This window comes from Micromonospora sp. CNZ322 (genome assembly GCF_007827755.1).
On record NZ_VITD01000011.1, the window covers coordinates 1 to 24,385 of the forward strand.

17 protein-coding genes are annotated in these 24,385 nt (G+C 71.2%); 2 read left to right on the plus strand and 15 right to left on the minus strand.

Going from position 1 to position 24,385, the window contains the following annotated elements; translation table 11 throughout:
* Positions 1 to 574: 574 nt before the first annotated feature.
* Positions 575 to 2,458: a Xaa-Pro dipeptidyl-peptidase gene (locus FB453_RS23695; protein WP_145793488.1), complete on the minus strand. Its 1,884-nt coding sequence runs from the start codon at positions 2,456 to 2,458 to the stop codon at positions 575 to 577.
* A gap of 326 nt (positions 2,459 to 2,784) precedes the next feature.
* On the opposite strand from FB453_RS23695, the gene FB453_RS23700 reads away from it, so the two are divergent.
* Positions 2,785 to 6,126 carry a S8 family peptidase gene (locus tag FB453_RS23700; protein ID WP_145793490.1) on the plus strand — a complete coding sequence of 1,114 codons (3,342 nt, stop codon included), beginning with the start codon at positions 2,785 to 2,787 and terminating at the stop codon, positions 6,124 to 6,126.
* 85 nt (positions 6,127 to 6,211) lie between these two features.
* Here FB453_RS23700 and FB453_RS23705 read toward each other — a convergent pair whose 3' ends face one another.
* The 9 genes from FB453_RS23705 to FB453_RS23745 all read right to left on the minus strand — a co-directional run bounded on the left by FB453_RS23705 (position 6,212) and on the right by FB453_RS23745 (position 17,095).
* Positions 6,212 to 6,706, minus strand: coding sequence for a DUF2231 domain-containing protein (locus FB453_RS23705; RefSeq protein WP_145793492.1), 495 nt, complete (start codon positions 6,704 to 6,706; stop codon positions 6,212 to 6,214).
* 92 nt (positions 6,707 to 6,798) lie between these two features.
* Positions 6,799 to 8,025 (minus strand): SGNH/GDSL hydrolase family protein, encoded by a 1,227-nt coding sequence (locus tag FB453_RS23710; protein WP_145793494.1) that lies wholly within the window; start codon positions 8,023 to 8,025, stop codon positions 6,799 to 6,801.
* Positions 8,025 to 10,433: a glycosyl hydrolase family 95 catalytic domain-containing protein gene (locus tag FB453_RS23715; RefSeq protein ID WP_145793496.1), complete on the minus strand. Its 2,409-nt coding sequence runs from the start codon at positions 10,431 to 10,433 to the stop codon at positions 8,025 to 8,027. The genes FB453_RS23710 and FB453_RS23715 overlap by 1 nt, the downstream gene beginning before the upstream one ends.
* A gap of 81 nt (positions 10,434 to 10,514) precedes the next feature.
* Entirely contained in the window at positions 10,515 to 12,338 is a 1,824-nt protein-coding gene (locus FB453_RS23720) for an alpha-galactosidase D (protein WP_145793499.1), read from the minus strand.
* Positions 12,339 to 12,406: 68 nt separating this feature from the next.
* Complete coding sequence (locus tag FB453_RS23725; protein WP_145793501.1) at positions 12,407 to 13,573, minus strand: ROK family protein; 1,167 nt, start codon at positions 13,571 to 13,573, stop codon at positions 12,407 to 12,409.
* Between the two features lie 93 nt (positions 13,574 to 13,666).
* Positions 13,667 to 14,302, minus strand: a complete 636-nt coding sequence (locus FB453_RS23730) for a LysE family translocator (RefSeq protein WP_145793504.1) — start codon at positions 14,300 to 14,302, stop codon at positions 13,667 to 13,669.
* Positions 14,303 to 14,304: 2 nt separating this feature from the next.
* Entirely contained in the window at positions 14,305 to 15,051 is a 747-nt protein-coding gene (locus FB453_RS23735) for a metallophosphoesterase (RefSeq protein ID WP_145793507.1), read from the minus strand.
* 89 nt (positions 15,052 to 15,140) lie between these two features.
* A complete protein-coding gene (locus FB453_RS23740) occupies positions 15,141 to 16,184 on the minus strand; it encodes an SEC-C metal-binding domain-containing protein (RefSeq protein ID WP_145793509.1) in 1,044 nt (347 codons plus the stop codon).
* A gap of 80 nt (positions 16,185 to 16,264) precedes the next feature.
* Positions 16,265 to 17,095 (minus strand): NAD(P)H-binding protein, encoded by an 831-nt coding sequence (locus tag FB453_RS23745; RefSeq protein WP_145793512.1) that lies wholly within the window; start codon positions 17,093 to 17,095, stop codon positions 16,265 to 16,267.
* A 102-nt stretch (positions 17,096 to 17,197) separates the two neighbouring features.
* Here FB453_RS23745 and FB453_RS23750 point away from each other — a divergent pair, with 102 nt between their 5' ends.
* On the plus strand, positions 17,198 to 18,124 hold the full coding sequence (locus FB453_RS23750) for an AraC family transcriptional regulator (RefSeq protein WP_145793514.1): 927 nt from the start codon (positions 17,198 to 17,200) through the stop codon (positions 18,122 to 18,124).
* 353 nt (positions 18,125 to 18,477) lie between these two features.
* Here the strand turns inward: FB453_RS23750 and FB453_RS23755 are convergent, their stop codons facing one another.
* The 5 genes from FB453_RS23755 to FB453_RS23775 all read right to left on the minus strand — a co-directional run bounded on the left by FB453_RS23755 (position 18,478) and on the right by FB453_RS23775 (position 24,377).
* Positions 18,478 to 19,314, minus strand: a complete 837-nt coding sequence (locus tag FB453_RS23755) for an aldo/keto reductase (RefSeq protein WP_145793516.1) — start codon at positions 19,312 to 19,314, stop codon at positions 18,478 to 18,480.
* Between the two features lie 61 nt (positions 19,315 to 19,375).
* Positions 19,376 to 20,911: a hypothetical protein gene (locus FB453_RS23760; RefSeq protein ID WP_145793518.1), complete on the minus strand. Its 1,536-nt coding sequence runs from the start codon at positions 20,909 to 20,911 to the stop codon at positions 19,376 to 19,378.
* 176 nt (positions 20,912 to 21,087) lie between these two features.
* On the minus strand, positions 21,088 to 21,486 hold the full coding sequence (locus FB453_RS23765; protein ID WP_145793522.1) for a DUF4190 domain-containing protein: 399 nt from the start codon (positions 21,484 to 21,486) through the stop codon (positions 21,088 to 21,090).
* A 36-nt stretch (positions 21,487 to 21,522) separates the two neighbouring features.
* Positions 21,523 to 21,927 (minus strand): hypothetical protein, encoded by a 405-nt coding sequence (locus FB453_RS23770; RefSeq protein ID WP_112725466.1) that lies wholly within the window; start codon positions 21,925 to 21,927, stop codon positions 21,523 to 21,525.
* Positions 21,924 to 24,377: an AAA family ATPase gene (locus tag FB453_RS23775; protein WP_145793525.1), complete on the minus strand. Its 2,454-nt coding sequence runs from the start codon at positions 24,375 to 24,377 to the stop codon at positions 21,924 to 21,926. The genes FB453_RS23770 and FB453_RS23775 overlap by 4 nt, the downstream gene beginning before the upstream one ends.
* Between the last annotated feature and the right edge of the window lie 8 nt (positions 24,378 to 24,385).

Genomic DNA, 24,385 nt, shown 5'->3' on the forward strand with positions numbered 1-24,385 from the left:
GGGATGGGTGGTGCGGGGGAAGTTCGAGGGGTTCTGCCCGGTGACCCGCAACGAGGGGGTCGGCGTCGGGACAGGGTGTAACCGTTCGCGGTGGCCGGTCATTCCGCCTACCCGCGGGGGTCGGCCGTTGTGCTGCTCGGCCGTTCGGGGGGTGTAACCGGGGCGGCCTGGCGGGTGTTCCCGGCGGCTGCCCTGCCCGGCCGTTGTGGTGCTCGGCCATGCGGGGGATGTAACCGGGGCGGCCCGGCGGGTGTTCCCGGCGGGGCCAGCGCACCATGACCCGGGCTGTTGCGGTGCTCTGCCAGGTATAACGACCCGGCCCGGCCGCCGATTCCGCCGCCGGGGTGGCCCCGACCACCCGACACCCGACACCAAACCCGGCAAATCGCCCACCTTGCCGGGCGGTGACCCCGACACGACGGTCACGGCGGCGTGATCCACTCGGGTTCCTGAAAATCGCGGTGTCCTGGCGCCGCGGACACCCCGACATCATGAAAGCAGAGTGGATCACACAGACATGCGGATGGGGCAGCCCGAACGTGTCGGACTGCCCCACCGGGAGCGCAGGGACGAATCAGAACCCGAGGACGCTCCGCCCGCCGACAACCGGCAGTCGCAGTTCGCTGTCGTTCGGTGCGACCCGCAGTTCGGTGCCGCCCAACGGCAGCAGGGTGTACTCCTGGTCGCTGGAGAAGACGACAACGCCGATCCGGTGTCCCGCCGGGAAGATGTAGTCCTTCGGCTCCATGGTCCACCGGTAGTCGTACAGCTTGCCCTGCTTGACCGGCTCGGTGCGCGCGGCGCTCTTGCGGTTCTGCGGGTCCATCCACCCCCGCGTCACCACTGTCGGGGCGGCGGTCGACCCGGCCGGGCCGTAGTCGACGAGGTACGCGGTGAGGTTCGCGTCCGGCTTGTTGTCGATAGCCATCCGCAGTCGCATCTCCGGACGCCCGGAGATGCGCACGCTCTGCGTCAGCTCGGGGGAGCGGTAGGCGAGTCGGTTGGCGCTCGCGGTGTCCGGGTTGGACACCAGGGTGTCCGGGTGGATGGTCCGGCCCTCGTCGACGAAGCTCTGCTCGACCTTGGCCTTTGGTGGCTTGCCGGTGGTGACCGCGCCGGGTGCGGTGGTGTCGGTGGCCGCGAAGCGCAGGCCGACCTCCCGCGCCGCCGGGTCGGGCCAGTTGGTGTACGTGGTGTAGGCGCGGTCCTCGCGCTGGAGCACCGCCGTCGGCTCGTCCATGATGCCGTTTCGCACGTTCCACAGCCAGAAGTCGAACCAGCGGTTCTCGGTCTGCTTGTACGTCCACGTCTGGCCGCTGGGCAGGGTCACCGACGCGCTGCTGCCGGGACCACCGTGGCCGCCCTGGTGCAGCCAGATCTTGCGGGGGACGTCGCGCTTGGCGAGCTGGTCCCACCAGCCGGCGAAGTGCTCGGTCTTCACGTTCCAGTCGTTGAGGCCGTGCACGACGAAGACGCTGGCCTTCACGTCGCGGGCGTCGAGGTAGTCGCGGTCGCGCCAGAACTTCGAGTAGTCGCCGGTGACCCGGTCCTGCTTCGCGGTGATGTCCGCGAGCTCGTCGGCGCACTGCCCCTCGGCGCGGGCCTGCCCGGCGGTGTACTGGGCCAGGATGTCGAGGTCCTCACCCTGGAACGTCCCGGGCGCGACCACCAGGCCGTTGGCCCGGTAGTAGTCGTACCAGCTGCTGATCGCGGAGACCGGGACGATGGTCTTGAGCCCCTTGACGCCCGTGGTGGCCACCTGGTTGGGCAGCGTCCCGTTGTAGGAGACACCGGTCATGCCGACCGCGCCGGTGGTCCAGCCGGCGGTGACCGGGGCGCCGTTCGCGTCGTACCCCTTGGCCCGGCCGTTGAGCCAGTCGATGACCGCCTTGGTGCCGAGCGTCTCGGCCTGGTCCCCACTGGTCGGGCAGCCGTCCGAGTCGCCGGTGCCGACGCTCTGGCCGAGCACCACCGCGTACCCGCGGGGCACGTAGTAGTCGTCCAGCGAGCCGGGCAGGTTGGCCTTCGCCTGGGCCCGTTGCGCGCCGTCGTCGAGTGCGCGGCGCCCGTTGCGGTCGGTCAGGCCGTTCTGCGGCAGGTCGTCGACCAGCACACTCGGGTACGGCACGTCACCCCAGGTGCCCTTGCGGTACGGGCTGTGCTCGAAGATGACCGGCACCTTGAAGCCCTGCGTGGCGGTCTCCCGGGGGCGGGAGATGTCGATCGCCACCCGGTCGGGCCGGCCGTCGTGGTCGGTGTCCACAGGGGTCTGGACGAACACCCGCTCCTCGATCGCGTCGGCGAGCGAGAACACCGGTTGGGTCATGCCGTCGCTGACCACGATGCCGGTGGGCGTGGTGGGCGTGGGCAAAGCGGCAGCCGCGGGTGGGGCTGCGCCGAGGACCAGGGCGCCGGACACGCCGACGCTCAGGATTGCCAGATGACGGGGTCGACGCATTCGCGTCTCCCTTCGGTTGGGCTGGTTGCCGGGGTCGGCACTGGCCAATCTCGAAGATCCATTCGTCGCCATGCTAGGGCGGGGCCGGCGTCCCGTCGATCCCTTCGGTCAGGGGCGCGTCTGTCGTCCGCACCGTCGCTGCCGGTCCGGTGGGCGGCAATCGAAACGACATCGAACTGAGCCCGGCGGCGAAACAGCGCCGAAATCCTCAGCGCGCGGGCCGGAAGACCCCTCGTCACGGGGTGCCCGGATGATCGTTCCCCTGCATATGATCTTGCCGAAGTCGCCCGAAGAGGCGACTTCGTCCACATTAGACGAGGAGCGACATGCTCAGGAAAACGCGATGGCTGTTGGCCGTCGCCGTCACGGCCACGACGCTGACCGCCCTACCGGGCGGCACCGCCACGGCCGGACCCAGCGACACCGGTCAGACCGGCGCACCCGCAGCCACTGCTGACGGGAAGACGCGCACCGTCACCCTGCTGACCGGGGACGTGGTGACCGTACGGGACAGCGGATCGGGCTGCCCGCAGGCCACAATTCGGCCGGCGGACGAGAACGCGGTGATCCACCAGAGCTGCGGTCCCGACGGTCACCTGCACGTCATCCCCGCCCGCGTCGCGTCCCAGGTCGGCTCGGTGCTCGACCCCGACCTGTTCGACGTCACCACGCTGATCGCCGACGGCTACGACGACGACAACTCCGCCGAGCTGCCGCTCATCGTGCAGCCCGCCACCGCGTCCGCCCGGGTGGCCGCGCTCGGTGACGTGCTGTCGCTGCCCAGCATCGGTGCGGTTGCCGGCCGCGTACCCAAGAAGAGCCCGGCCACGGCGAAGCTCGCGACCAACTCGCTGCTCGCCGGTGCGAAGAAGGTCTGGCTCGACCGCAAGGTCCGGGCCACCGCCCTGACCGGCGGTGGGCGCCCGGCCGGCCTGGACCGCAACCTGGGCCAGATCGCCGCGCCGGACGCCTGGAAGGCCGGCTACACCGGCAAGGGCGTCCGGGTCGCGGTGCTCGACACCGGCGCGGACTTCACCCACCCGGACCTGGTCGGCCGGGTCGCAGACCGGGCCGACTTCACCGTCGAGGGTGGTGACGCCGTCGACCACAACGGCCACGGTACGCACGTAGCCTCGACCATCGCCGGCACCGGCGCGGCCGCCCACGGTCAGCGTCGCGGCGTGGCGCCGGACGCCCAGCTGGTGATCGGCAAGGTTCTCGACGACCACGGCTCCGGCGGCGACTCAGGGATCATCGCCGGCATGGAGTGGGCCGCCACCCGGGCCGACGTCATCAACATGAGCCTCAGTGGCAGCGACCCGGACGACGGCAACGATCCGCTGTCGCTGGCCGTCGACGGTCTGAGCAGGTCCACCGGCGCGCTGTTCGTCATCGCCGCGGGCAACAGCGGCGGCGCCATCTCCTCGCCGGGCTCGGCCGCCAGCGCGCTGACCGTCGGCGCGGTCGACCGGGACGACAAGCTCGCCGACTTCTCCAGCCGCGGGCCGCTGGTCACCAGCAACGTGGCCAAGCCGGAACTGGTCGCGCCCGGTGTCGACATCGTCGCCGCCCGGGCCGCCGGCACCAACCTTCAGGGCCCGATCGACAGGTACTACGAGGCGATCAGCGGCACCTCGATGGCGAGCCCGCACGTGGCGGGCGCCGCCGCGCTGCTCGCCCAGCGCCACCCGGACTGGAGCGGTGAGCGACTCAAGGCCGCCCTCGTCGGCGCCGCCGACCCACTGAACGGCATCGACCCGTACGCCGTCGGCGCCGGCCGGCTCAACGCGGCCCGCGCCCTCGGCGGCCCCACCAGCAACCAGCCGGTGGTCAACCTCGGCACCTTCGCCCACCCGCAGTCCGGGACCAGCGAGACGAAGCTGAGCTGGACCGGTGAGTCGACGGCCGTTCTCGACCTCGACGTGTCGATCGTCAACCACGACGGCCAACCGGTGCCGCGTGGCGCGGCGTCGCTGTCGACGAGCCGGCTGGCGCTCAGGCACGGCACCACCGCCTCGGCGACCCTGCGGGTCTACCGCGCGGCGCTGGCCACCCGACCGGGCTTCTACCTGGCCACCGTCACCGCCCGTTCCGGCCGCAAGCTGGTCGCGACGACTCCGGTGAGCTTCTACGTCGAGCAGCCCAGCTACGACCTGACGATCCAGACGAAGCCGCTGCCGGGCCTGAAGGACGGCGCGGAGAGCTGGATCAACCTGCTGGTCACCAACCTCACCGACCCGCTGATCTACTACGGCGGTGCGGGCGGCACGCCCGGAGACGCCTTCACGCTACGGGTGCCGGCCGGCCGGTACGCGGTCCTCGGCTCGTCCGTCGCCTACTACGTCGACAGTGACGTGCTGGAGACGACGCTCGCCGCCGAGGTCGACCTGGACGTGCGCGGCGCTCGGAGCGTGACGCTCGACCCGGCGCGGGCCAGGCCGGTGACGGCGACGGTCGACGGGGTGCCCACCACGCCCACCCGGACCGACCTCACCAACGTCCAGACCGCGCCGAACGGCCTGTCCTGGTGGCACCAGATCAGCGGGTACGGGGCGAAGACGACGGTCCGCACCACCGCGCTGCCCAAGCCCACCGTCGGCTCCCGGCGCACCTGGGCGGCGGTCAACCTGGACTCGCCGGCCGGCACGGTCAAGCCGTACCGCTACAACCTGGTGCACGAGTACGCGGGCGGCGCACCGGCCGACCCCGCCTTCCGGGTGAGCAAGGCCGAGCAGTCCACGCTCGCCCGGATCGAGGAGCGCTTCCACCAGATGGACTCGGAGGGGATGGTCACCCAACTGATCCGCAGCGGCTTCACCCCGGACGGGGTGCCGGTGACGCAGACCCACGAGGGGAACCTGCCGCCGTACCGCACCGACTACCTCTCGGCCGGCTATCGCTGGGCCGACGAGGGTGTCTACGGTGGCCTGTCGGCCCAGGAGGCCCCCCGCACCTACCAGCCGGGCAGTCTGCAGACCAAGGTCTGGGCGCGCCAGCCGCTGCACTCCGGCTGGTACGACGACCCGGCCGGCGTCGACCACAGCTGTGCCACCGCGCCGTCGCGGACCCGGGGCAACCTGCACATCGACCTGGTGTCGCTGACCGACCAGCACCAGCGGGCCGACTGCCTCCAGGGCTCCGCGATCGGCGTGAACCGCAAGCTGTCGTTGTACCGCAACGGGAAACTGGTCGAGGAACGGGACCGCCCGCTCGCCGACTTCACAGTGCCGCAGCAGGCGGCCGACTACCGGCTGACCCTCGACGTCGACACGAGCCTGATCCTGCCGATCTCCACCAAGGTCAACACGTCGTGGACGTTCCGGTCGGCCGGGCCGGACGGCACCGGAAGCGTGCCGCTGCCGCTGCTCGCTGTGGACTACGCGCTGCCGATGGACACCAACAACCACGTCACCGGCGGAACGGCGGAACTGGCCGTCCGGCAGATGCGGGGCATCAAGGCGCAGAAGGTGACGTCGTTCCAGGTCTGGACCTCGACGGATGACGGTGCCACCTGGACGTCGGCCCGGGTCACCGGCAGCGGCGACAGCTACCGGGTCGCGCTGCCGACGGCCGCCGCCGGGCAGTCCGTGTCGTTGCGGGTGAAGGCCGCCGCCAACGGCGGTAGCGGAATCGACCAGACCATCATCCGGGCGTACCACGCCGGCTGACGGTCGACGCTGTGGTGCGGTCCGGCTCCGGCCGGGCCGCACCACAGTTTTTTCGTCGCGGTGTCGATCCGGCCCCACCTGACCGTCACTGGCCCTCCCACACCGCCTTCGCCCCGGAGTCGCCGGTGCGGACCACGTAGTACACGGTGACGGCGGCGGCCACCAACGACAACACCTGCAACGCCAGGGTCACCGGCCGACCGGGCCGTCCGTCCGCGCTGGCGTCGGCGGTCCTCGGCGGGACGAGCCGGACCAGCGCCAGGGCCACCACCCCCAACCCGATGCTGGCGTAGAGCGTGATGTCGCCGAACTCCTGGTGCGCCTCCAGCTTCGGGAGGAACTCGGGGGTGACGCGGTTGGCGGCGCGCATCCGCTCGAGGAAGGCGTCACCGGAGAGCTTCGTCAGCAGGGCCGCGACGGGCGCGCCCACGGCGAGCAGCCCCAGCACCCACCGGGTGTGCGGCCGGATCAGCGGGACGAACGCGTAGCCGACAGTCAGCAGGGCCAGCAGCGGCACGAACGCGACAGCGGTGTGCAGCAGCAGAGGATGGGCCGGGATGCCCATGAACTCCTCGAACATCGGCGTCTCCTCCGGTGACATCAGCCTGGACGTTGATCGTCCACACCGGGACGCTATCGGTACCACGCCGGCGTGTCATCCCCGTCGATCGCTCACCGGTCGCAACGCAACGCGGCCAGGTCGACGGCGTCCGCCATCGCCTGCATGCCCTTGTCGTTCGGGTGGACGTGGTCCCCGCTGTCGAGGAACGGCAGCAGCGCCTGCCTGTCGTACGGGCTGCGGGTGATCCGGTCGAAGTCGACCACGGCGTCGAACACGCCGCTGTGCCGGATCCACTCGTTGACGCCCTGGCGTACGGCCTCACCTGCGGCGTCGTACTCCGGCCAGCCCTTGTACGCCATGACCGTGGCGCCGACGACGCACTTGCCGGCCGCGTGCGCCCGATCGGCCAGCTCCCGATAACCAGTGGTCAGGTCGTCCACCGTCACGCCGGTGTGGGCCTTGATGTCGTTGATGCCCTCGTACACGAAGACCGTGTCGACCCCGGGCTGGGAGAGCACGTCACGGTCGAACCGGCGCAGCGCGGCCTCCCCGGCGCCGTCGGCGAGCACCTTGTTGCCGGAGATGCCGGCGTTGGCCACGCCCCTGACCGGGCTGTCCGGCGCGGCTTGCAGCCGTCGGGAGAGGTAGTCGGGCCAGCGCCGGTTCGCATCCGTGCTGGAGGCCCACCCGTCGGTGATGGAGTCGCCGAGGGCCACCACCGAGCGGGTCGCGGTGGACGTCCGCACGCTGACCGCGTCCAGCCAGTACCAGGAGGTCATCGAGTCGGTCCAGTTGGTCGCCGCCTCCTCGGCGGCGTGATCACCGGAGGTCGCGTACGACGTCTGCATGGCCATGCCGTGCCCGCTCGTCGGGCCCTGCGCTCCGGTGACGTGGAGGCTCACCACGAGATTGCTCTGGGCGGCCAGCCGGCCGGGCAGCGGGTCGCTGAGGATCGTGTCCCCGGCCGCGACGGTCACGGACGGCTGACCGCCGAACGTCAGCCGCCGGTTGCTGCCTGCGACCAGTTCGGCGCCCTGCCGCTGCAACCCGGCGTACGCGCTGCTGAAGGTCACCGGGTGCTCGCCGAAGGCGTTGGTGAGACGGATCCGCAGCGCGTCCCCGCCGACGCTGGTGCGCACCACCAGCCGGTAGCTGCGCTCGGCGGGCCCGGCGCCCTGCCGGTCGGCACTGGCGGCCCAGGTGACAGCGAAGTGCCTGCCGTCACCGGCCGCCGGGTCGTGCCGCGTCCGCGCCTGCCCCGCCGACCCGACCAGAGGAACGCAGAGCAGCGCGGCGACGGCGGCGGCCGCCCCGCGCCGGGCGAGACCGGCCCGCATCAGAGGTTCCTCAGGGTGACCGACTCGCCGGGGCGCAGTGTGACCTGGCGGGAGCGACCGTTGGCCAGCACTGTGGTGCTGCGGCCACCGACGCTCGTCAACCGCGCCTGGGTGACCCGCCCGTCGCGCCAGCTAAGGTCGGCGGTGAAACCACCGCGTACGCCGACGCCGGCCACCGAACCGGCGGACGCCCAGGCGGTGGGCAGCGCCGGCAGCAACTCGACGTGACCGGGCCGGGAGTAGAGCAGCATCTCGACGATCGCGGCGGGGGTGCCGAGGTTCGCGTCGATCTGGAAGATGCCCCGGCCGGGGTTCGTCTCGTAGATGTCGAAGAGGTTCATGGCGCTGCCGTTGCTGCCGTTCGTCGACGGCCGCAGGTTGTTCACGATGAGCTGGTACGCCTTCTCCGCGTCCTTCAGCCGCGCCCAGCACAGGCTGCGCCACGCGTTGGCCCAGCCGAAGCTGTTCATGCCGCGCGCGGTGAGCAGAGCGGTGGCACCGGCGACGATAGCGGCGGGGGTGGAGCCGTCCGGGCGGATCCGGTCACCGGGGAAGAGCCCGATCAGGGGGGAGAGGTGCCGGTGCGTGGTCTCACCGAGGTTGTCCGGTGACATCCACTCCTGCAACCAGCCCGAGGTGGGGCTGACCTCGGGCAGGTAGAGGCGCTTGCGGAGCGCGTCGACGCTCCGGGCGTGGTCGGCGTCGCGACCGAGCACCCGGGCGGCGGTGTGGTAGTTCTCGAAGAGGTTCCACACCAGCTCCTGGGAGTAGGTGTTGCCCCGGGTGTCCTGCGGCCCGTGCTCGGCCGACCAGTCCCGGTCGGCGACCAGCACCTCGCGGGTGGCGCCGGACGCGTCGGTGACGGTAGCGGTGACCAGTCGGGTCTCCCAGAACTCCACGGCACCCTTGACGACCGGATAGATCTTCGCCAGGTAGCCGCGGTCCTGGGTGTACTCGTAGTGCTCGAACAGGTTCTGGCAGAGCCAGGCGTTACCGCTGGGGTGCCACCACCAGCCGCTCCCGCCGTACGGGTTGGTGGAGAAGGCGACAGCCCACCCGGCGACCCGGCCGCTGCTGTTGCGGAACCGGTTGGTCGAGGTGTTGAAGAGCCGCTGGGTGACCTCGGTCCAGACCGGCAACTGCGCCACGCAGTAGTCCGCGTACGCGTCGAAGGTGTCGGTGAGGCCGGCCCGGTCGGCCGGCCAGTAGGTCATCTGGATGTTGACGTCGCTGTGGTAGTCGCCCATCCAGTCCGGGTCGTTGCCGTCCAGCCACGGGCCCTGCAAACCGATCGGCAGACTGCCCCGTGACCCGGAGATCAGCAGGTACCGGCCGAACTGGAGGTACGCGGCCTCCAGCTCCGGGTCGGGGAGGTTGTCGCGCCAGCGCGCCTGCACCCGCTCCCAGGTGTCCAGTTCGCGCTGGCCCGCGGACGACGCGCCGAGGTCGATGGCGAACCGCTCGAACGCCGGCCGGACGTCGGCGACATGGGTGTGCAGCAGCTCGCGGACCGACGCACGCGCCGCTGCCAGGACCTTGTCCCGGGCCAGCCGTTGCGGCTGTACCGATTCGTCGCGGAACCCGCTGGCGGCGGTCGGCGCGTAGTTGGTGCCGCCGCTGACGATGACGGTGAGGTCCCGGCAGTCGGTGAAGGAGATCGACGTGCCGCTCACCGCCACCGTTCCGGTGCCGCTGTGCGCGGTGACGGCGGCACCGTAGTGCAGCCCGTTGGCGAACGAGGCGCCGAACGACGCGTACCGGCCGGTGGGGTCGGCGGTGGTGGACTCGCCGTGGGTGCCGGCCAGGGAGACGGTGCCGGTGTACATGCCGCCGCTCTGCGAGGTGAAGTGCAGGACGATGACGTCGTCCGGGCGGCTGGCGAAGACCTCCCGTCGGTAGCCGATCCCACCGATGTCGTACGCGGTGCTGACCAGGCCCTGCGCCAGGTCGAGGGTGCGGCGGTAGGCGTCGACCGCGCCGAGGTCGTGCCCGGGGATGTCGACGGTGAGCGTGGCCAGCATGGTGAGCGAGCCGAAGTCCTCGCGCCCGTAGGGGAACTGGCCGTCGCCGTCGAGCGTATCGTTGCGGCCACCGGTCCAGAGCGTCGCATCGGTGATCGTCAGGAATTCCCGGGACGGGTCGTTGCTGGCGAGCGCCCCGAGTCGGCCGTTGCCCACCGGCAGGCCCTGCTCGATCATCGAGGTGGCGGAGCCGGGTGCCCGCCACCAGAGCTGGTTCTTCGCGGCGACGTTTCCGGCGAGCATCGGCGACGTCGTGGGCCGCCGGGGTGCGGGTGTGGCGGCGAAGGCGGGTAGGCCACCCAGTGCGGTGGCCGCGCCGGCGGCGGCGGCCAGCGCGAGGAAGCCGCGACGGCTGGGGTGGTTGTCGCGCGTGCTGTGGATCTCCATGTCGGGTTCTCCAACCTGGGCGTTCGGCGGATGCGCGCGCCGGCGCGGCCCGGCTGTTCGCGCCGGGCCGCGCCGGGCACGTCAGAGGGTTTGCGGTACGGCGATCCGGTCGATGTCGGGGGAGTACCAGGTGCCGCTGTCGAAGGTGATGGTGTTGGCGCCCGCCTTCAGCGCCAGCTGGACGCTGACCGTCTCGACGGTGCCCCAGTCACCAGTGGAGGGGAACTTCAGGTAGCTGCCGTTGCCGCTGTTGGAGGAGACCTGCACCGAGCGCGCGTCACCGCTGACGTAGGAGACGGCGACGGTGTAGATGCCGTCCTTGCGCACTGTCACCTCGTTGAACCGGACCTTGCCGCCGACGTAGAGGTTGCCGACCTTCTGACCGCCGGAGCAGGCGTCACAGCCGCCGATGGAGGCGGTGCCGGTCAGGGTGTTGACCGCAGCCTCGGCCTCGTAGCTGGTCGAGGCCAGAGCGGTGCCCGGCCGTACGGTGAACAGCCGCGAGCCGTGCGCGGGCAGCGCCGCGGTGATGGCGTTCCTCTGGGTTCCGAGGTCGCGGCGGTTCCACACGTCCCGGACTGAGGCGTTGCCGGTGAACCCGAACGACGCCCAGTGCGCGGTGACCGACGCGGGCGCGTCGCCGAGGTTGAACAGCGCCACGGTGTAGCTGCCGTCCGGGTTCTTCGCACCCCAGACCTGCTGGTCACCGGCGGGGGTGACCGGCCGGGCCGGCGCGCCGCCGTTCTGGTCGATGGCGATGACCTCGCGGTTGGTCAGCAACGACAACCCGTAGTCGTCGAGTCGGGTGAGGTCGTCCCCGGTGTACAGCGGCGACTTCGAGATCGCCCACAGCGTCGCGTACGACTGACGCTCGGCCTTGGTGAGGCCGTCCATCTCGCCGTTGCCCACGTTGAGCGAGTCGAGGTCGTTCCACCCGCCGGGGCCGGCCTTGCGGCTCCAGGCCGGCGCGTCGTCGAACCGGTCGTCGACCGAGTTCTCCCAGCTGACCAGGGTGTTGCAGTAGCACTCGACGTCGGTGTCGATGCGCCAACCGTTGGAGTACCGCTTCCAGTCGGCGGCGTGGTTGATGTCGAGCGACCAGGACAGTTCGAGGTGGATCGGGCGGCCGGCGGTGGCGATGGCCCGCTGCCAGGCGGCGACGTCGGCCACGTTGTCGTAGTTGTCGCCGGACTTGAACGAGCCCGGGCCGACCCCGTCGAGCTTCAGGAAGTCGTAACCCCAGTCGGCGAAGAGCTGCGCCTGCGAGTCGATGTACTTCTGCGCGCAGGGGTTGTCGAAGTTCAGCTTGTACGCGCTGTCCCAGCCGTTGGTGGTGCGCAGGTCCGGGTAGACGATGTTCGCGGTGGTGCAGCCGGGGGCGTTCCAGATCGGCGCGGCGCCGCCTGCGTACGCCTCCTTCTCCAGCCCGACGGGCAGGTAGATGCCGGCCTTCAGCCCCTTGCCGTGGATGTGCTCGGCGACGGCCTGCATGCCGCGCGGGAACCGCACCGGGTCGGGGGTCTGCCGGGCGTACTGGTCGAAGCGCGGCACCCAGGCGTTGTCCCGCCACCAGCCGGCGTCGATGTTGACGTACTCGTAGCCGTACGGCTTCAGCTTGGTGGCGAGGGCGTCGGTCTGCTTCAGGACGTTGGCCTCGGTGAGGTAGCTGTAGTCGCCGTCGGGGTTCAGGCCCGGGTACTTCGAGGACTGCATGGTCCAACTGGTCCACCCCATGAAGGGGCGCTGTGCGATGTCCGCCGCGGCCTGCGTCGGCGCGGCCTGGGCCACTGTCGTCGGGGCGGCCTGGGCTGGGGCGGCGCCCGCGGCGAGGAGCACGCCCAGCGCCGCCGCGACGAGCGGCACCCGGGTACGGGGCTGTCTGCGCGGGGTTGTGGGTGACGGCATGGTCAACCTCCTGGTGCGGTGGGTCGAGTTGAGCGCTATGGACGGTGAGTGGCCGAGGTGACGCCGGGTCAGGGGACGACGAGCGACTGGATGCTCACGGCCGCCGCCGCGCGGGCCCACTCCTCGAAGGGCAACGGACGGATGAAGAGGGGGCACCGCGCGGCGGCGCCGAAGGCCTGCCGTTCGAAGCTGGCGCGGATGTGGCTGTCGAACAGGTCGTACGCGGCCAGCCCTTCACCGGACACGACGATGCGGGTGGGACCGACCAGGTTCGCGACTGCCGCGATGCCGCAACCGATCGCGCCGCCGGCCCTGGTGAAGACCGCCCGCACCTGCTCGTGGCCGCCGCGTGCCAGGGCCACCGCCTCGTCGATGGTGAGGTCGGGGCGGCCGGTGCGGTCGCGGGCCTGGGCCACGATGGCGTCGGTGCCGGCGATCGACTCGACGCAGCCGCGACCACCGCAGTGGCAGTCCGGGCCGGTGGCGTCGACCGTGAGGTGGCCGATCTCGCCGGCCACGCCGTACGACCCGGAGACCAGGCGGCCGTTGACGACGAGGCCACAGCCGATGCCGGTGCCCACGGTGACCAGGGCGAACGACTCGGCCCCCACCCCCTCGCCGAACCAGTGCTCGGCGGCGGTGAGCGCCTTGACGTCGTTCTCCACTGTGACGGTGAGACCGGTGCGCTGGGCGGCGAGTCGGCCCAGCGGCACGTCCCGCCAGTGCAGGAACGGTGAGTAGCGCACCAGGCCGATGCCGCGGTCGATGTCGCCGGAGAGGGCCAGCCCGAGCCGGCGGACCCGGGTCCGGTCGCCGGGGAACGCGTCGAACAGGTCGTCGGCGAGCCGGTCGACCTCGGTGAGGACCGCGTCGACGTCGGGGTCGTCCAACGGCCGGCGGGCGCTGGCATGGACCTGCGCGCGCAGGTCGCAGACCACGCCGATCACCTCGTCGGCGGTGATCTTCAGGCCGAGGAAGAACTCGCGTTCGGCGCGCACCGCGAGAGGGCTGGCGGGGCGTCCGGCGCCCGGCCCGGAACGTTCGGTGGCGGCCAGTTCGTGCAGGTAACCCAGGTCGATGAGCGGCCGGGCGGCCTTGGTGACGGCGGCGGAGGAGAGCCCGAGCCGGCGGGCGAGCGCGACCCGACTCACCGGCCCCTCGGTCAGCACCGTCGTAAAGATCGCCGTCGCCGCCGGTGGCCCGGCGAACGCGCCGGCGTCGATCCCAGGAAACATGGACGAAATCTAAGGCGAATATTTAACTTCTTCAAGTATTGATTTGCCTCAGTGCTCCGTCCTAGAGTCGGCGACGCGCCCGCCACGGCAGACTCAGGTCGCCGCCGCACGTACGCCGAGGCCGACCAGGATCACGCCGGTCAGCCGATCGAGCATTCGTCGCACCGATGCGGTGCGGAGCAACCGGGCGGCGGCGCCGGAGACGACGGTCCAGCCGGCGAGCCAACAGGTGGCCAGCGCGGCGTGCGCCGTGGCGAGCAGCAACATCGGCACCAGCACCGGTCGGCCCGGTTCGAGGAACTGCGGTGCCAACGTGAGGTAGACGGCGGCGGCCTTGGGGTTCAGCACGTTGCCGAGCAACCCTTGCAGGTACGGGTGGTCCACGCGCCAGGGCAGCCTTCGGGCGGAAACCATCGGTCGCCGTCCCGCCTCCGTGCGACGGCGCGACGCGGACCAGAGCATCCAGAGCCCGAGCCCGACCAGATAGCCGGCCCCGACCAGCTTGACCACCCAGAACGCCTGCGACGAGCGGAGCACCAGCGCGGCCAGGCCGACAGCGGCCAGCGTGGCGTGCACGTAGAGGCCGGTCACCGTACCCAGGATCACCCACCAGCCCTGCCGCCGCCCGCCGCTGGCGACCCGCGAGACGACCAGGGTCAGGCTCGCGCCCGGCGTGGCGGTGATCGGCGCGACGGCGAGCAGGAAGCCGAGCACCGCGACGCCGTGCATGCTCAGACCACCACCCGGTAGTGGGTGGTGAGCAGCCCGGCGTCGTCGTACACGTGGAACGCGACACCGGGCGGCTGGGTCTGGGTGGCCAGCGGGCCCTCACCCTCCCAGGGCATCCGCACTGTGGAGACCACACCCGGGGCGATCCGCAGTGGACGGCCCGCGAAGGTGCTCGCGGCGGCGGTGTGGAAATGCCCGGTCAGCACGGCGACGACCTGCGGGTGGGCGGCGACGAGTTCGGCCAGGGGGTCGGCCGGCAGGAGCCGCATTGGGTCGATGACCGGGTGGTGCAGCACCACCGGCGGGTGATGCAGGGCGATGAACGTCGGCGTCCCGGCCGGTACCGAACCCAGCTCGTCGGCGAGCCAGGCCATCGTCTCCTCGTCCAGGTGACCGTCGTCCGCGCCGGGCACCGAGGAGTCGGCGAGGAGGAAGACCGCCCCGGCCACGTCGTGGCGGGCGTTGATCGGGCCGGTGCCGCCGCCGTCGTCACCGAGCAGACCCTTGCGGTACGCGTCGCGCACATCGTGGTTGCCGGGGCAGACCATCACCGGCAGCGGGGAGTCGAAGAGCTTCACGGCGGTCTCGTACTCGGCCACCTCGCCGTGGTCGGCGATGTCCCCGGTGATCAGGATCGCGTCGACAGGTCGTGGCAGGCCGTGCAGGTAGTCCATGACCCGGGCGGTCCGCTCGGCCGACCGGGGATGGCTGTCGAGGTGGGTGTCACTGAGATGCGCGATGACCAGCACGAAGTCGCTCCTAACGGCTATTGGTGTCGAAGCCGTTAGGGACGCTACTCCGGGCCAGGTCGGCCACCACAGCGCGATAGCCGCCGCGGTCAGCTCCGCGAGCGCGGCAGGCAGTCCTTCTTGTACTTGAGGCCCGAACCACACCAGCACGCGTCGTTGCGCTCCGGCGGCCAGGCGATCCGTGCGCTGGGCCGCGCCGACACCTCGGCCGCGTAGCCGGCCCGGACCGCCGCGTCGGCCGGATCGCCGCCACGTCGACCGGCGAAGGCGGTCAACCCGGCCACCGTTGCGCCGAACACGCCCAACCCGGCCTGACCGGCACCCCGCAGCCGAACCAACTCCGTCTCCAGCCGGCCCCGGTGCGCGTCCCAGTCCGGCCCGTACACGTCCGTGAGGGCAGGGTGCTCGGCGAGCAGGCGATCGAACTCGGCCCGCGGCCAGAAGAGCAGATCCGACTCGGCGTCCCGACGCTCCCCGGCTCGACGCACGAGCTGGGTTTCCAACCGGTCCGCCAGGTCGTCCTGCCGGTCGTGCGGCAGGTTCAGGTTGCGGCGTACCCGATGCCGTTGTTGCAACAGGAAGAAGGTGACACCGGGCGCGTCCGGCGGACCGAGATCGACCACCGGGTCGATCGCGGTGCTGGCGGGCCCGGACGCGGCGGTCGCACGTTCGTTGAACAGTGTGTCGACCGCCTCGCTCAGCCACGTCTCGGCGGTCGCCGAACGCCCACCGGCGTCCAGCGCGGCACTGACGTAGGCGGGGGCGTCGGGCTGCACGAGCAGCAACGGGCGCAACGCGGTCAACTCCGCCATCGCCTCGTCGTCGTGACCGCCGGCCCGGAACAGCGAGCGGGCCCGCAGCGCGCGGGCGAACCCGGCCCGAGGGTCGTCTCCGGACGGGTACGCTGCCAGGGCCTGCTCCGCGTACCGCAGCGCGGCCTCGGGCCTCGCTCGGATCTCCGCGATCTCGGCGGCCAGAGTCAGCGCGTCCCCGGCGTCGTCCGGGTCCTCCAGCCGGCCCTGCTCGGCGGCCTCCGCGAGGTCGGCGGCGACACCGAGCGGATTGGCCGTCCCGAGCGCCGAGCGGCGCAGTTCGGCGAGGTCAGCCTTGGTGAGTATCTCTCTCGTCGGCACGATCTCACGGTACGTCGGGGTACTCGCGGTATGCGGGCAGATCACCTGTTACGCCGCTCTCATGCCGCCCGCCGGGCGAACTATGACCACGCGCCGGCCGCCGCGGCCCGGTCGGCGTAGGTGTCGAAGCCGAGCGGGTCCCGCCCGAGAACCCGACGTACCCCGTCGGTCGGTTCGGCGAGGTGGCCCGCCCGCATCCCGGCGAACAGGGCGTTCAGCGCCCTGGCCGCCTCCGCCGGATAGCCCTCGGCGAGCAGTTCGGCGTGGTACTCCTCCGGGGTGAGCTCCACGTAGCGCATCGAACGGCCGGTCACCCGGGCAATCGTCGCCACCGCCGCGTCGAAGGTGAGCGCACGAGGACCGGACAGGTCGTACACCTGTTCGTGGTGACCGGGCGCCGTCAACAGCGTCGCGGCCACGTCGGCGACGTCCTGGGCGTCGACGAACGGCTCCGGGGTGGCACCCATCGGCAGGGCCAGCCGACCGTCGAGCAACGGTTGGCGGAACAGGTCCTCGCTGAAGTTCTGACAGAAGTTGTTCGGCCGGATGATCGTCCACTCGATGCCGGACTTCCGCACCGCCTCCTCGGCCGCCACCATGCCGGGGGAGAAGTCACCGACCCGGTCGATCCCCCGGCCGGACAGCGCCACGATCCGGCCGACACCCGAGTCGACAGCCAGCGTCACGAAGTCGGTGGCCGGCGCGGGGTCCTCCGGGGCGAGCAGATAGACCGCGGAGGCGCCCGCCAGGGCCGGCCGCCACGTGTCCCGCCGCGACCAGTCGAACCGCACCTCACCGGAGCGAGAGGCAGCCCGCACGTGCCGACCCGCCTCCCGCAGCGTCTGGACCAGCCGGCGACCGGTCTTGCCGGTGCCGGCCATCACGAGAGTCGAGGGTGCGTCAGTCGTCATGACCACGAGTCAACCCGCCCGGTCGCGGGCGGGACATGTTCCGTCGTACACCAGGCATGTCCGATCGTCCGCGGTCCATCCTCCGCGATCTATGGTCGGTGCATGGACCCGTTCGACAATCTGCTGCGCGGCGTGCACGCCGACGGCGCGGCCTTCGGCCGGTCGGTGCTGACGCCGCCGTGGGCGCTGCGGTTCACCGACGGCGCCCCGCTGACGCTCTGTGTCCCGATGCGGGGCGAGGGCTGGATCTCCCACCCGGAGAGCGACAAGCCTCGCCTGGTCCGGGTCGGCGAGACGGCCACCGTGCGCGGGCCGGCACCGTTCGTCTTCTCCGCCGAGCCCCGGTCGAGCTTCGAGCCCGGGGAACTGCGCGACGTCCGGCGCGGCCAGACCGGCGTGGCCGACCCGGTGGGCGCGGACCACACCGAAGGTCTCGTGCTGCTGGTCGGGGTGTACCACGTCCGGGGTCGGGTGCCGCAGCGGCTGCTAGGTGCGCTGCCGCCGGTGCTCGTCGTGCCGGAGGACCAGGACTGCGCCGCGCTGCGCGACTACCTGGACGCCCAACTCGAAGCGGGTCGGCCCGGACGGCAGGTCGTGCTGGACCGCCTGCTGGACTGGTTGTTGGTGTGCACGGTGCGGGACTGGTTCGACCAGCCGGAGGCCGAGGCCCCCGGCTGGTATCGCGCGTTGAGCGACGACACGGTCGGGCCGGTGCTGCGCGCCATGCACGACGCGCCGGGCCGGCCGTGGACCCTGGCCAGCCTGGCCGCGCAGGCCGGCGTCTCCCGGTCCACACTGGCCAAACGGTTCACCACGTTGGTGGGCGAACCGCCGCTCACCTACCTGACCGACTGGCGCATGACACTGGCCGCCGACATGCTGGCCGAATCGACCGCGACGGTCGCCGCCGTGGCACGTCACCTCGGGTACGCCGACGCGTTCGGCTTCAGCGCGGCCTTCAAACGCGTGCACGGCATGAGCCCCAGCGGGCATCGACTTCTCACCCGGGTCGACGCCACGGCGGCCTGACCGGTGCTCTTCACGGCCGAGAGCCGGTCGACGAGTGTTCGCAAAACCAACGAACTACGCGGGTCGAGGTGACCATCCGCGACGGGTACAACGCCCGACCGGTCAAGCTGTCGCCCCGCTGTCGTCCCGCCGCCCCGCTGTCGTCCCGTCGCGTGGCTGTCGTCCCATCGCCTCGCTGCGCGGCCCGGACGTTAGCTGGCTGGAGGCGGATGTCTCGTTGAGCGTTATGACTCACAGGTATAAATATTCGTCTGAGTCATAACGCTCGTCGTGCTACCCGCTCGTCGTGAGATCACGCTTCGTAGCGGCCACGCCATGCCGTTGGTTTGCGCCTTCGACGGGTAAAGCGACGGTCAGAACTCCTCGTACACCGCCGGGTCCTGGTCCGAGAGCCGCCCGTCCGGGCGGCCCAGCGCGGTGATGGCCTCGACCTGCGCGTCGGTGAGCTTGATGCCGAAGACGTCCAGGTTCTCGGCCTGCCGCTGCGGGGAGGCGGCCTTGGGCAGCGGGATCACCTGACGGGCCACGTGCCAGGCGAGGATCGCCTGCGCCGGGCTGACGCCGTGCGCGGTCGCGATCTCCACGACGACGGGGTGCTGCTGCAGGTCGTTGCCATGGCCGAGCGGGCTCCACCCCTGCACCAGGATGCCGTTCTCCCGGTGGTAGTCGAGGGCTTCCTGCTGCGGAAAGTACGGGTGCACCTCGATCTGGTTGACCACCGGGGCGACCCCGGTCTCGGCCACCAGCCGCTCGATGTGCTCGGGCAGGAAGTTGGAGAGCCCGATGTGGCGCACGAGCCCACGCTCACGCGCCTCGATCAGCGCCCGCCACGCCTGCACGTACAGGTCGACCTTCGGGTTCGGCCAGTGGATCAGGTACAGGTCGACGCGGTCGAGGCCGGTGCGGAACACACTCTCCTCGATGGTGGTCAGCGCCTCGTCGTAGCGGTGGTGCCGCCCCGGCAGCTTCGAGGTGACGATCAGCTCGTCCCGCACGTCACCGGCCGACCGGGCCGCCCGGCCGACCGCGCCCTCGTTCTCGTAGTTCACCGCCGAGTCGATCAACCGATAGCCCGCCCGGATCGCCTGACCGATCGCGTCGGCACCCGCCGAGCCGTTCAGCCGGTACGTGCCGAGCCCGATCGCCGGCAGAGTGGTGCCGTCGGCTGCCGCAAGATGGGGAATCGTCATGATTGGGACCCTACCCGTACGACTGCGCACCGACGGACGCTCGTTGCTGAACGCCTTGCGGCTACCGGGTGATCGCCCGCGCCGTCGAGGACTCACCGCTCAGCAGCGGGTCGGTACGCCGCTCGGACTCGGGTAGATCCATCGCTGCGGCCAGGAGATTGGCGAGCCGGCGGGTGTCGTCCAACCCCTGCCCCTTGCCGGCCCAGTCGTCGAAGGTGAGCTTGATATTCTCGTCCGTGGTGATGATGTCTAGAACCGGGCCCCGCTTGTCGCGTTCGCGGAACCGCACGTAGCGAACGTCCGCGAGAGGAAACTCGCGCTCGATCTCGCCTTCTTTGCGAATTGAGCTCTGTGTCGAGATGAAGAGACGTGCGGGTGTGACGCCGAGGTACGCGTCCTCGCCGACGAGGCGGTCAAGATTGACGTCGGCGATGGCCAGCAAGGGTTCCTCGCCAGGTACGACCCACCGGAGGATTCGCAGCACGTCATCTGGCACAGCCTCAGCGAAGACGGTGAGAGGCGGGTCCAGCGGAGCGGGTTGCGTGTGAACGCGGTTGCGAAGGGTCGCCACCCGCTCGGCCAAGGCCTCGGCCATGGCAACGGTGTCCCGGATGTTCTGGCGCTTCGTGGTGAACGGCAGGCTCCACTCGGCCGGGAGTTCGGCGATCAGACGGCACTGACGTTCAAGGTCGGTGAGGAGATCCGCCACCTCGTCCATGGCGCGAGTGTGCTCGCGCTGAGTGTCGGCGACCAGCTCGGCCAGGAGCCGTTCGTTCTCGACGGCATTCGCCTCGTCGCGGCTGATGTGACCCGCTCGCAACACTTGAGCGCGATACCAGGACCACTCCGCCATGAGCATGCCGTGCGCGTCGGCGAGAATCTGCTCGATGTTCTTCTGGATATGGGCACGGCGGCTCTGTCCGTCAGTATCGAGCGCCTTGATGTGCCCGCGCACGAACGACCTGAAGAGCAGCCGTTGCTTGCGCAGGTCCGGTTCCCTGCTCGCGATGGCGGCGTAGATGTGGTCGTTGACGGCGCCGGCCGCCTGGGCCTCGCGCACGGCCCGCATTGTCGTCTCGTGCAGGCCAAGCAGCGTCGTCCACTGATCCTCGTGCAGCGCCTGGAGGACGTCACGGGTGAGTTGGATGTTCTCGTCGATACGACGTGAGATCGACGCCAGCTGTACCTGCAGCGCCAGAAGCGCGGCGGCCGGCCCGAGAGCGGTGAGTACGGATGCGGCCTGCGCGCCCGTCACAGGTGCCCAGCGTACGGAGGCGGCGATCTTTCCCTTGCTCGTGACGAGCGAACCCAGGTTCCAGCCGCCCGACGTCATCGGTTGCGCCGTCTTGAGCGCCTGCAACGTCTCGGGCGCCAGACGCACCAGCCCCTGCGCTGTGGCCGCGCCCTGTGCGCCCTGCGCCGCGAGATTGCCGATGCCCGAGGCCATCGCGAGCTTGTCGGTCAGGCCCTGGCTTGCGTGAGGGCTCATCATTTCGAAGGGGATCAGGTCGAAGCCGACGGGCGGCTGGTCCGCGAAGAGCACGGCCAGCCCCGGCTCGACCTCGACGAGGCTGACCATCGGTTCGTCGAGCGCCATCCCACATCCTTCATGATCGACAACGGGAGCATCACAGTACGTGTCAAGCAGGTCACCCCGGCTCAACCGGAGCGGCACCTCATCGCGCGTACTGTCCACACGAGAGTGACTGAACAGATCGAACGCGTGGCGCGGGTGCGTCGGGTCGCCACAGCGACGCGCCGCCGCCGATGTGCTCACGGGGTTGACGTCGGCGTCGGAGTTGCCGCCCCGATCACACCGCCGAAGAAGACCATGACCGTGAGCGCGATCATCGGGCCGACGAAGACGTAACCGAGGATCAGGCCTGTCACTGCCATTCCCCGTCCGGACTTCGTGCCATTGCGGGTCTCGTGGAGCCCGACGTGGCCGAGGATGACCGCGAGGACGCACGGTATCCCGAACAGGCACCAGCCACCGAGGACGCCGAGAATGCCGAGGACCATCGACGCGGTAGCGGTGCTGGACGAGGGCGGGGCCTGCACCACCACCTGGGGCAGCAGCGGGTGGTAGTAAGGCGGCGGGTAGGGGCTGGCGGGAACGGCCGAGATCGGCGGCTGCGGACGGGTCGGGTCGTATCCAGGCTGGTAGGACAAGGCGATATCCCTCTTGGTTGAGTCAGATGTCGTGGGTCAGCTCGTGCTGCTGGCGGGCGCCTGGAGTCGGGTGAGCAGGGCGCTCACCTCGGTGTGCAGGCGACGCAGCTCCGCTGCGGTAGGGGCCAGCTCGTAGCAGTGGTGGTGCGTGGCGGTGGAGAGCGTCGCCCAGGCGAACGCCACCCGACGGGCCGTTTCACTGCCCGGACCGAGCCGGCCGCGCAGCATCAACTGCTTGGCACGGCCCTGCCGGCACGCCGCCACGGTCGGCTTCACCCGCCGCCAGTAGGCGTCGACGCCGCCTTCTAGGGCGAGCCGGATCAGACAGGCGCAGGCCCGCGGCCACCAGCCCGCGGTCACGGCAGCAGCGCCGAGCAGCCCGGCCCCGCGCAGCAGCTGATCGGCCGCCGCCAGGCAGCGCTGTGGCGTCGGCGCGGTCACGACAGCGCCGCCACGAGGAGGCGGGCGTCCGCGACCAGGCCGGGCAGGTCCGCCAGGTACGCGCCGTGCACACCCTCCCGACATGCCTGGTACGCGTTCACCGCACGTCGTCCGTGCCGGCGGCCCAGCCAGCCGAGCACGTCACCACCCTTCTCGGCGTCGTCGAACACGGCCAGGGCGACGGTGGTGGCGACCCGTCGGGACGCGTCCTCGATGGCCTCCTCGATGTCGGCGTGCCGGACACCCCGCGCCACCCGGTTCCGCCAGACCGAGCGATGGCAGGCCGCCTCGACCGCAGAACGGCACAGCTCCGCGACCACCGGCCCGCGCACCTCGGCGGGGATCTCCTCGTTGCGCGCCAACGCGTACGCGTCGTCCAGGTAGCGGGTCACCGGGTCGGAGCCGGGCCGCAGCGTCACCACGGACTTCTCCGCCCGGGTCACCTCGATGATCCGCGCCTTGCCGAGATCGAGTCGGCGGACCGCGTCCGGCAGACGGGTGTCGTGGGTGAAGACGACCACCTGCCGCTGCTCAGCCAGCTCGGCGAGGACCCGCGCGAGGCCATCCACCTTCGACGGGTCCATGCTCTGCACCGGGTCGTCGACCACGATGAACCGGAACGGGCTCTCCGGGGCGCAGCTGCGGGGCAGGAACGTCGCCAGCCCGAGCGCCTGCATCTCACCCTGACTCATCACACCCAGCGCCGTGCCGTTGTCGGCGCCGTCCACGCTGACCGGGAAGACCACCCGCCGCCGGGTGTTCGCGCCCTCCAACGTCATCGACCCCAGCTCGACGTTGCTCTCCTGCCGCAGCTGCGCCCAAATGTGCTGCGAGTGCCCGGCGAACGGCGCGACCCGCTCGTTGCGGATCTGCGCACCGGCGTCCTTCAGCCAGGCGCGCGCTGCCTTCAACCGGGCCAGGGCCGCCTCCCGCGACGGCAGTCCGCCGACGGTGGCCACCCACTCGCGCACCTCGGCGGCCGCCGCCCGCCAGCCGGTGTCGCGCTGCCGCAGAAACCCCTCGGCGTACGCGCGGGCCGCGTCGACCGCCGCCACCACCGCCGGGTACCGCGCGGCCAGGTGGTCGGCCAGCTCGGCCGGCTCCCCGGGTACGCGCCGCAGCGCGGCAACGGCGTCGCGCAGCGCCCCGGCCGTCGGCTCGGACCCGGGTCCCTCGGGCACAACAAGGTCGTCGATCAGGTGGTGTGTCTGCCGCAGCAGGGCCGTCAGTCGGGTCGTCGCCGTCTGGGCGGCGACGCTGCGCTGCCGAAGCTCGCCGAGCGACTCTGCGGCGGCGGCACGCCAGCCACCGTCGAGGGTGCCGGTGGCGCAGACCGGGCACGACCCGTCGCCCTCGTCCTCGTGATGTTCGAGGGCGAGGCGGAGCAGCTCGGCGCTCCGCAGCGCGGCCCGGGACCGACCACCGTCGTACCGCCGGGCCTCGACAGCCGCGTCCCGCAACTGACCGGCGAGCCTTGTCACCTCGTCGACCGGCGGCGGGGCGAGGGCGGCGAGCTCCCGACAGAGCAGTACCTCCCGGTCGGTGGTCGTCTCGTCCGGCTCGTCGAGGATCGCCGTCACCGCGCCGACGTCGACCGCGCCCCGGCCACGCATCAGCGCGGCGGCCCGCCGGGCCCGGTCGTCGGCGATCCCGTCAAGCGTGGCGACCAGGGTGGCGCGCTGTGCGCGTACCTCCTTGATGGCCGCTTCGTGCGGCCGGGTGGCGCGCAGCAGACGCTGGTCGGCGTCGGTGAGCGCGTCCAGCCCGAGGATCGCGAAGAGCGCGTCGAAGAGCTGACTCTGCGTTCCGGCGGCGAGCTTGCCCAGCTCGGCCGCGGTAAGGAACGGCCGGTACAGCTCCAGAGGGCGGGCCAGACCCAGCTCGGAGAGGTCCGCGTGCCGGCCCTGGGCGCTGGTGACCGTCACCTCGGCGTCGGCCAGCTCGGCCCCGACCGGCCAGGCCCGGTGCACCCGGGTCGGCGTGGCCACCCCGTCGACGCGCAGCTCCACATCCACCCAGCACGGGTCCGGGTTGTGCAGGTTGCGCCACCCCGTACGCCAGACGCTGGTCTTGTCGGCCCACCGGGCGCTGTCCCCGGTGAGGGCGAGTTCGGCGGCCTCGGCGAAGCTGGACTTGCCGGAGCCGTTGCGGCCGACGACCAGTGTGAAACCCGGCCCGGGGCCGATCTGGATGGTCCGTTCCGGGCCGACGCCACGGAAACCGGCGACGGTCACCGACTTCAACCAGATCCGTTCCGCCGGACCGTCGTCGGCGGGGGAGCGGGGGTCGAGCCGCGTGGGAGTGCCGGCGAGCGCGGCGGTCAGGTCCTCCTCGCCGGTGAGGGCGGCGAGAACCAGCTCGGCGGTCTCGGTCGGGACGCCGTCAGCGGCGGCCAGTCGGTCGAAGATCAGCTCGATCAGGGGCGCGGTGGGCTGTGCGGGCTGGGTCATTGTCGTCT

What these genes read in the sequence shown, in the direction of transcription:
- FB453_RS23720 (WP_145793499.1), bottom strand. Translation starts at nt 12,338, where the DNA reads ATGCCGTCACCCACAACCCCGCGCAGACAGCCCCGTACCCGGGTGCCG.
- FB453_RS23750 (WP_145793514.1), top strand. Translation starts at nt 17,198, where the DNA reads ATGGACCCGTTCGACAATCTGCTGCGCGGCGTGCACGCCGACGGCGCG.
- FB453_RS23775 (WP_145793525.1), bottom strand. Translation starts at nt 24,377, where the DNA reads ATGACCCAGCCCGCACAGCCCACCGCGCCCCTGATCGAGCTGATCTTC.
- FB453_RS23695 (WP_145793488.1), bottom strand. Translation starts at nt 2,458, where the DNA reads ATGCGTCGACCCCGTCATCTGGCAATCCTGAGCGTCGGCGTGTCCGGC.
- FB453_RS23755 (WP_145793516.1), bottom strand. Translation starts at nt 19,314, where the DNA reads ATGACGATTCCCCATCTTGCGGCAGCCGACGGCACCACTCTGCCGGCG.
- FB453_RS23745 (WP_145793512.1), bottom strand. Translation starts at nt 17,095, where the DNA reads ATGACGACTGACGCACCCTCGACTCTCGTGATGGCCGGCACCGGCAAG.
- FB453_RS23700 (WP_145793490.1), top strand. Translation starts at nt 2,785, where the DNA reads ATGCTCAGGAAAACGCGATGGCTGTTGGCCGTCGCCGTCACGGCCACG.
- FB453_RS23705 (WP_145793492.1), bottom strand. Translation starts at nt 6,706, where the DNA reads ATGTTCGAGGAGTTCATGGGCATCCCGGCCCATCCTCTGCTGCTGCAC.
- FB453_RS23710 (WP_145793494.1), bottom strand. Translation starts at nt 8,025, where the DNA reads ATGCGGGCCGGTCTCGCCCGGCGCGGGGCGGCCGCCGCCGTCGCCGCG.
- FB453_RS23760 (WP_145793518.1), bottom strand. Translation starts at nt 20,911, where the DNA reads ATGGCGCTCGACGAACCGATGGTCAGCCTCGTCGAGGTCGAGCCGGGG.
- FB453_RS23715 (WP_145793496.1), bottom strand. Translation starts at nt 10,433, where the DNA reads ATGGAGATCCACAGCACGCGCGACAACCACCCCAGCCGTCGCGGCTTC.
- FB453_RS23725 (WP_145793501.1), bottom strand. Translation starts at nt 13,573, where the DNA reads ATGTTTCCTGGGATCGACGCCGGCGCGTTCGCCGGGCCACCGGCGGCG.
- FB453_RS23730 (WP_145793504.1), bottom strand. Translation starts at nt 14,302, where the DNA reads ATGCACGGCGTCGCGGTGCTCGGCTTCCTGCTCGCCGTCGCGCCGATC.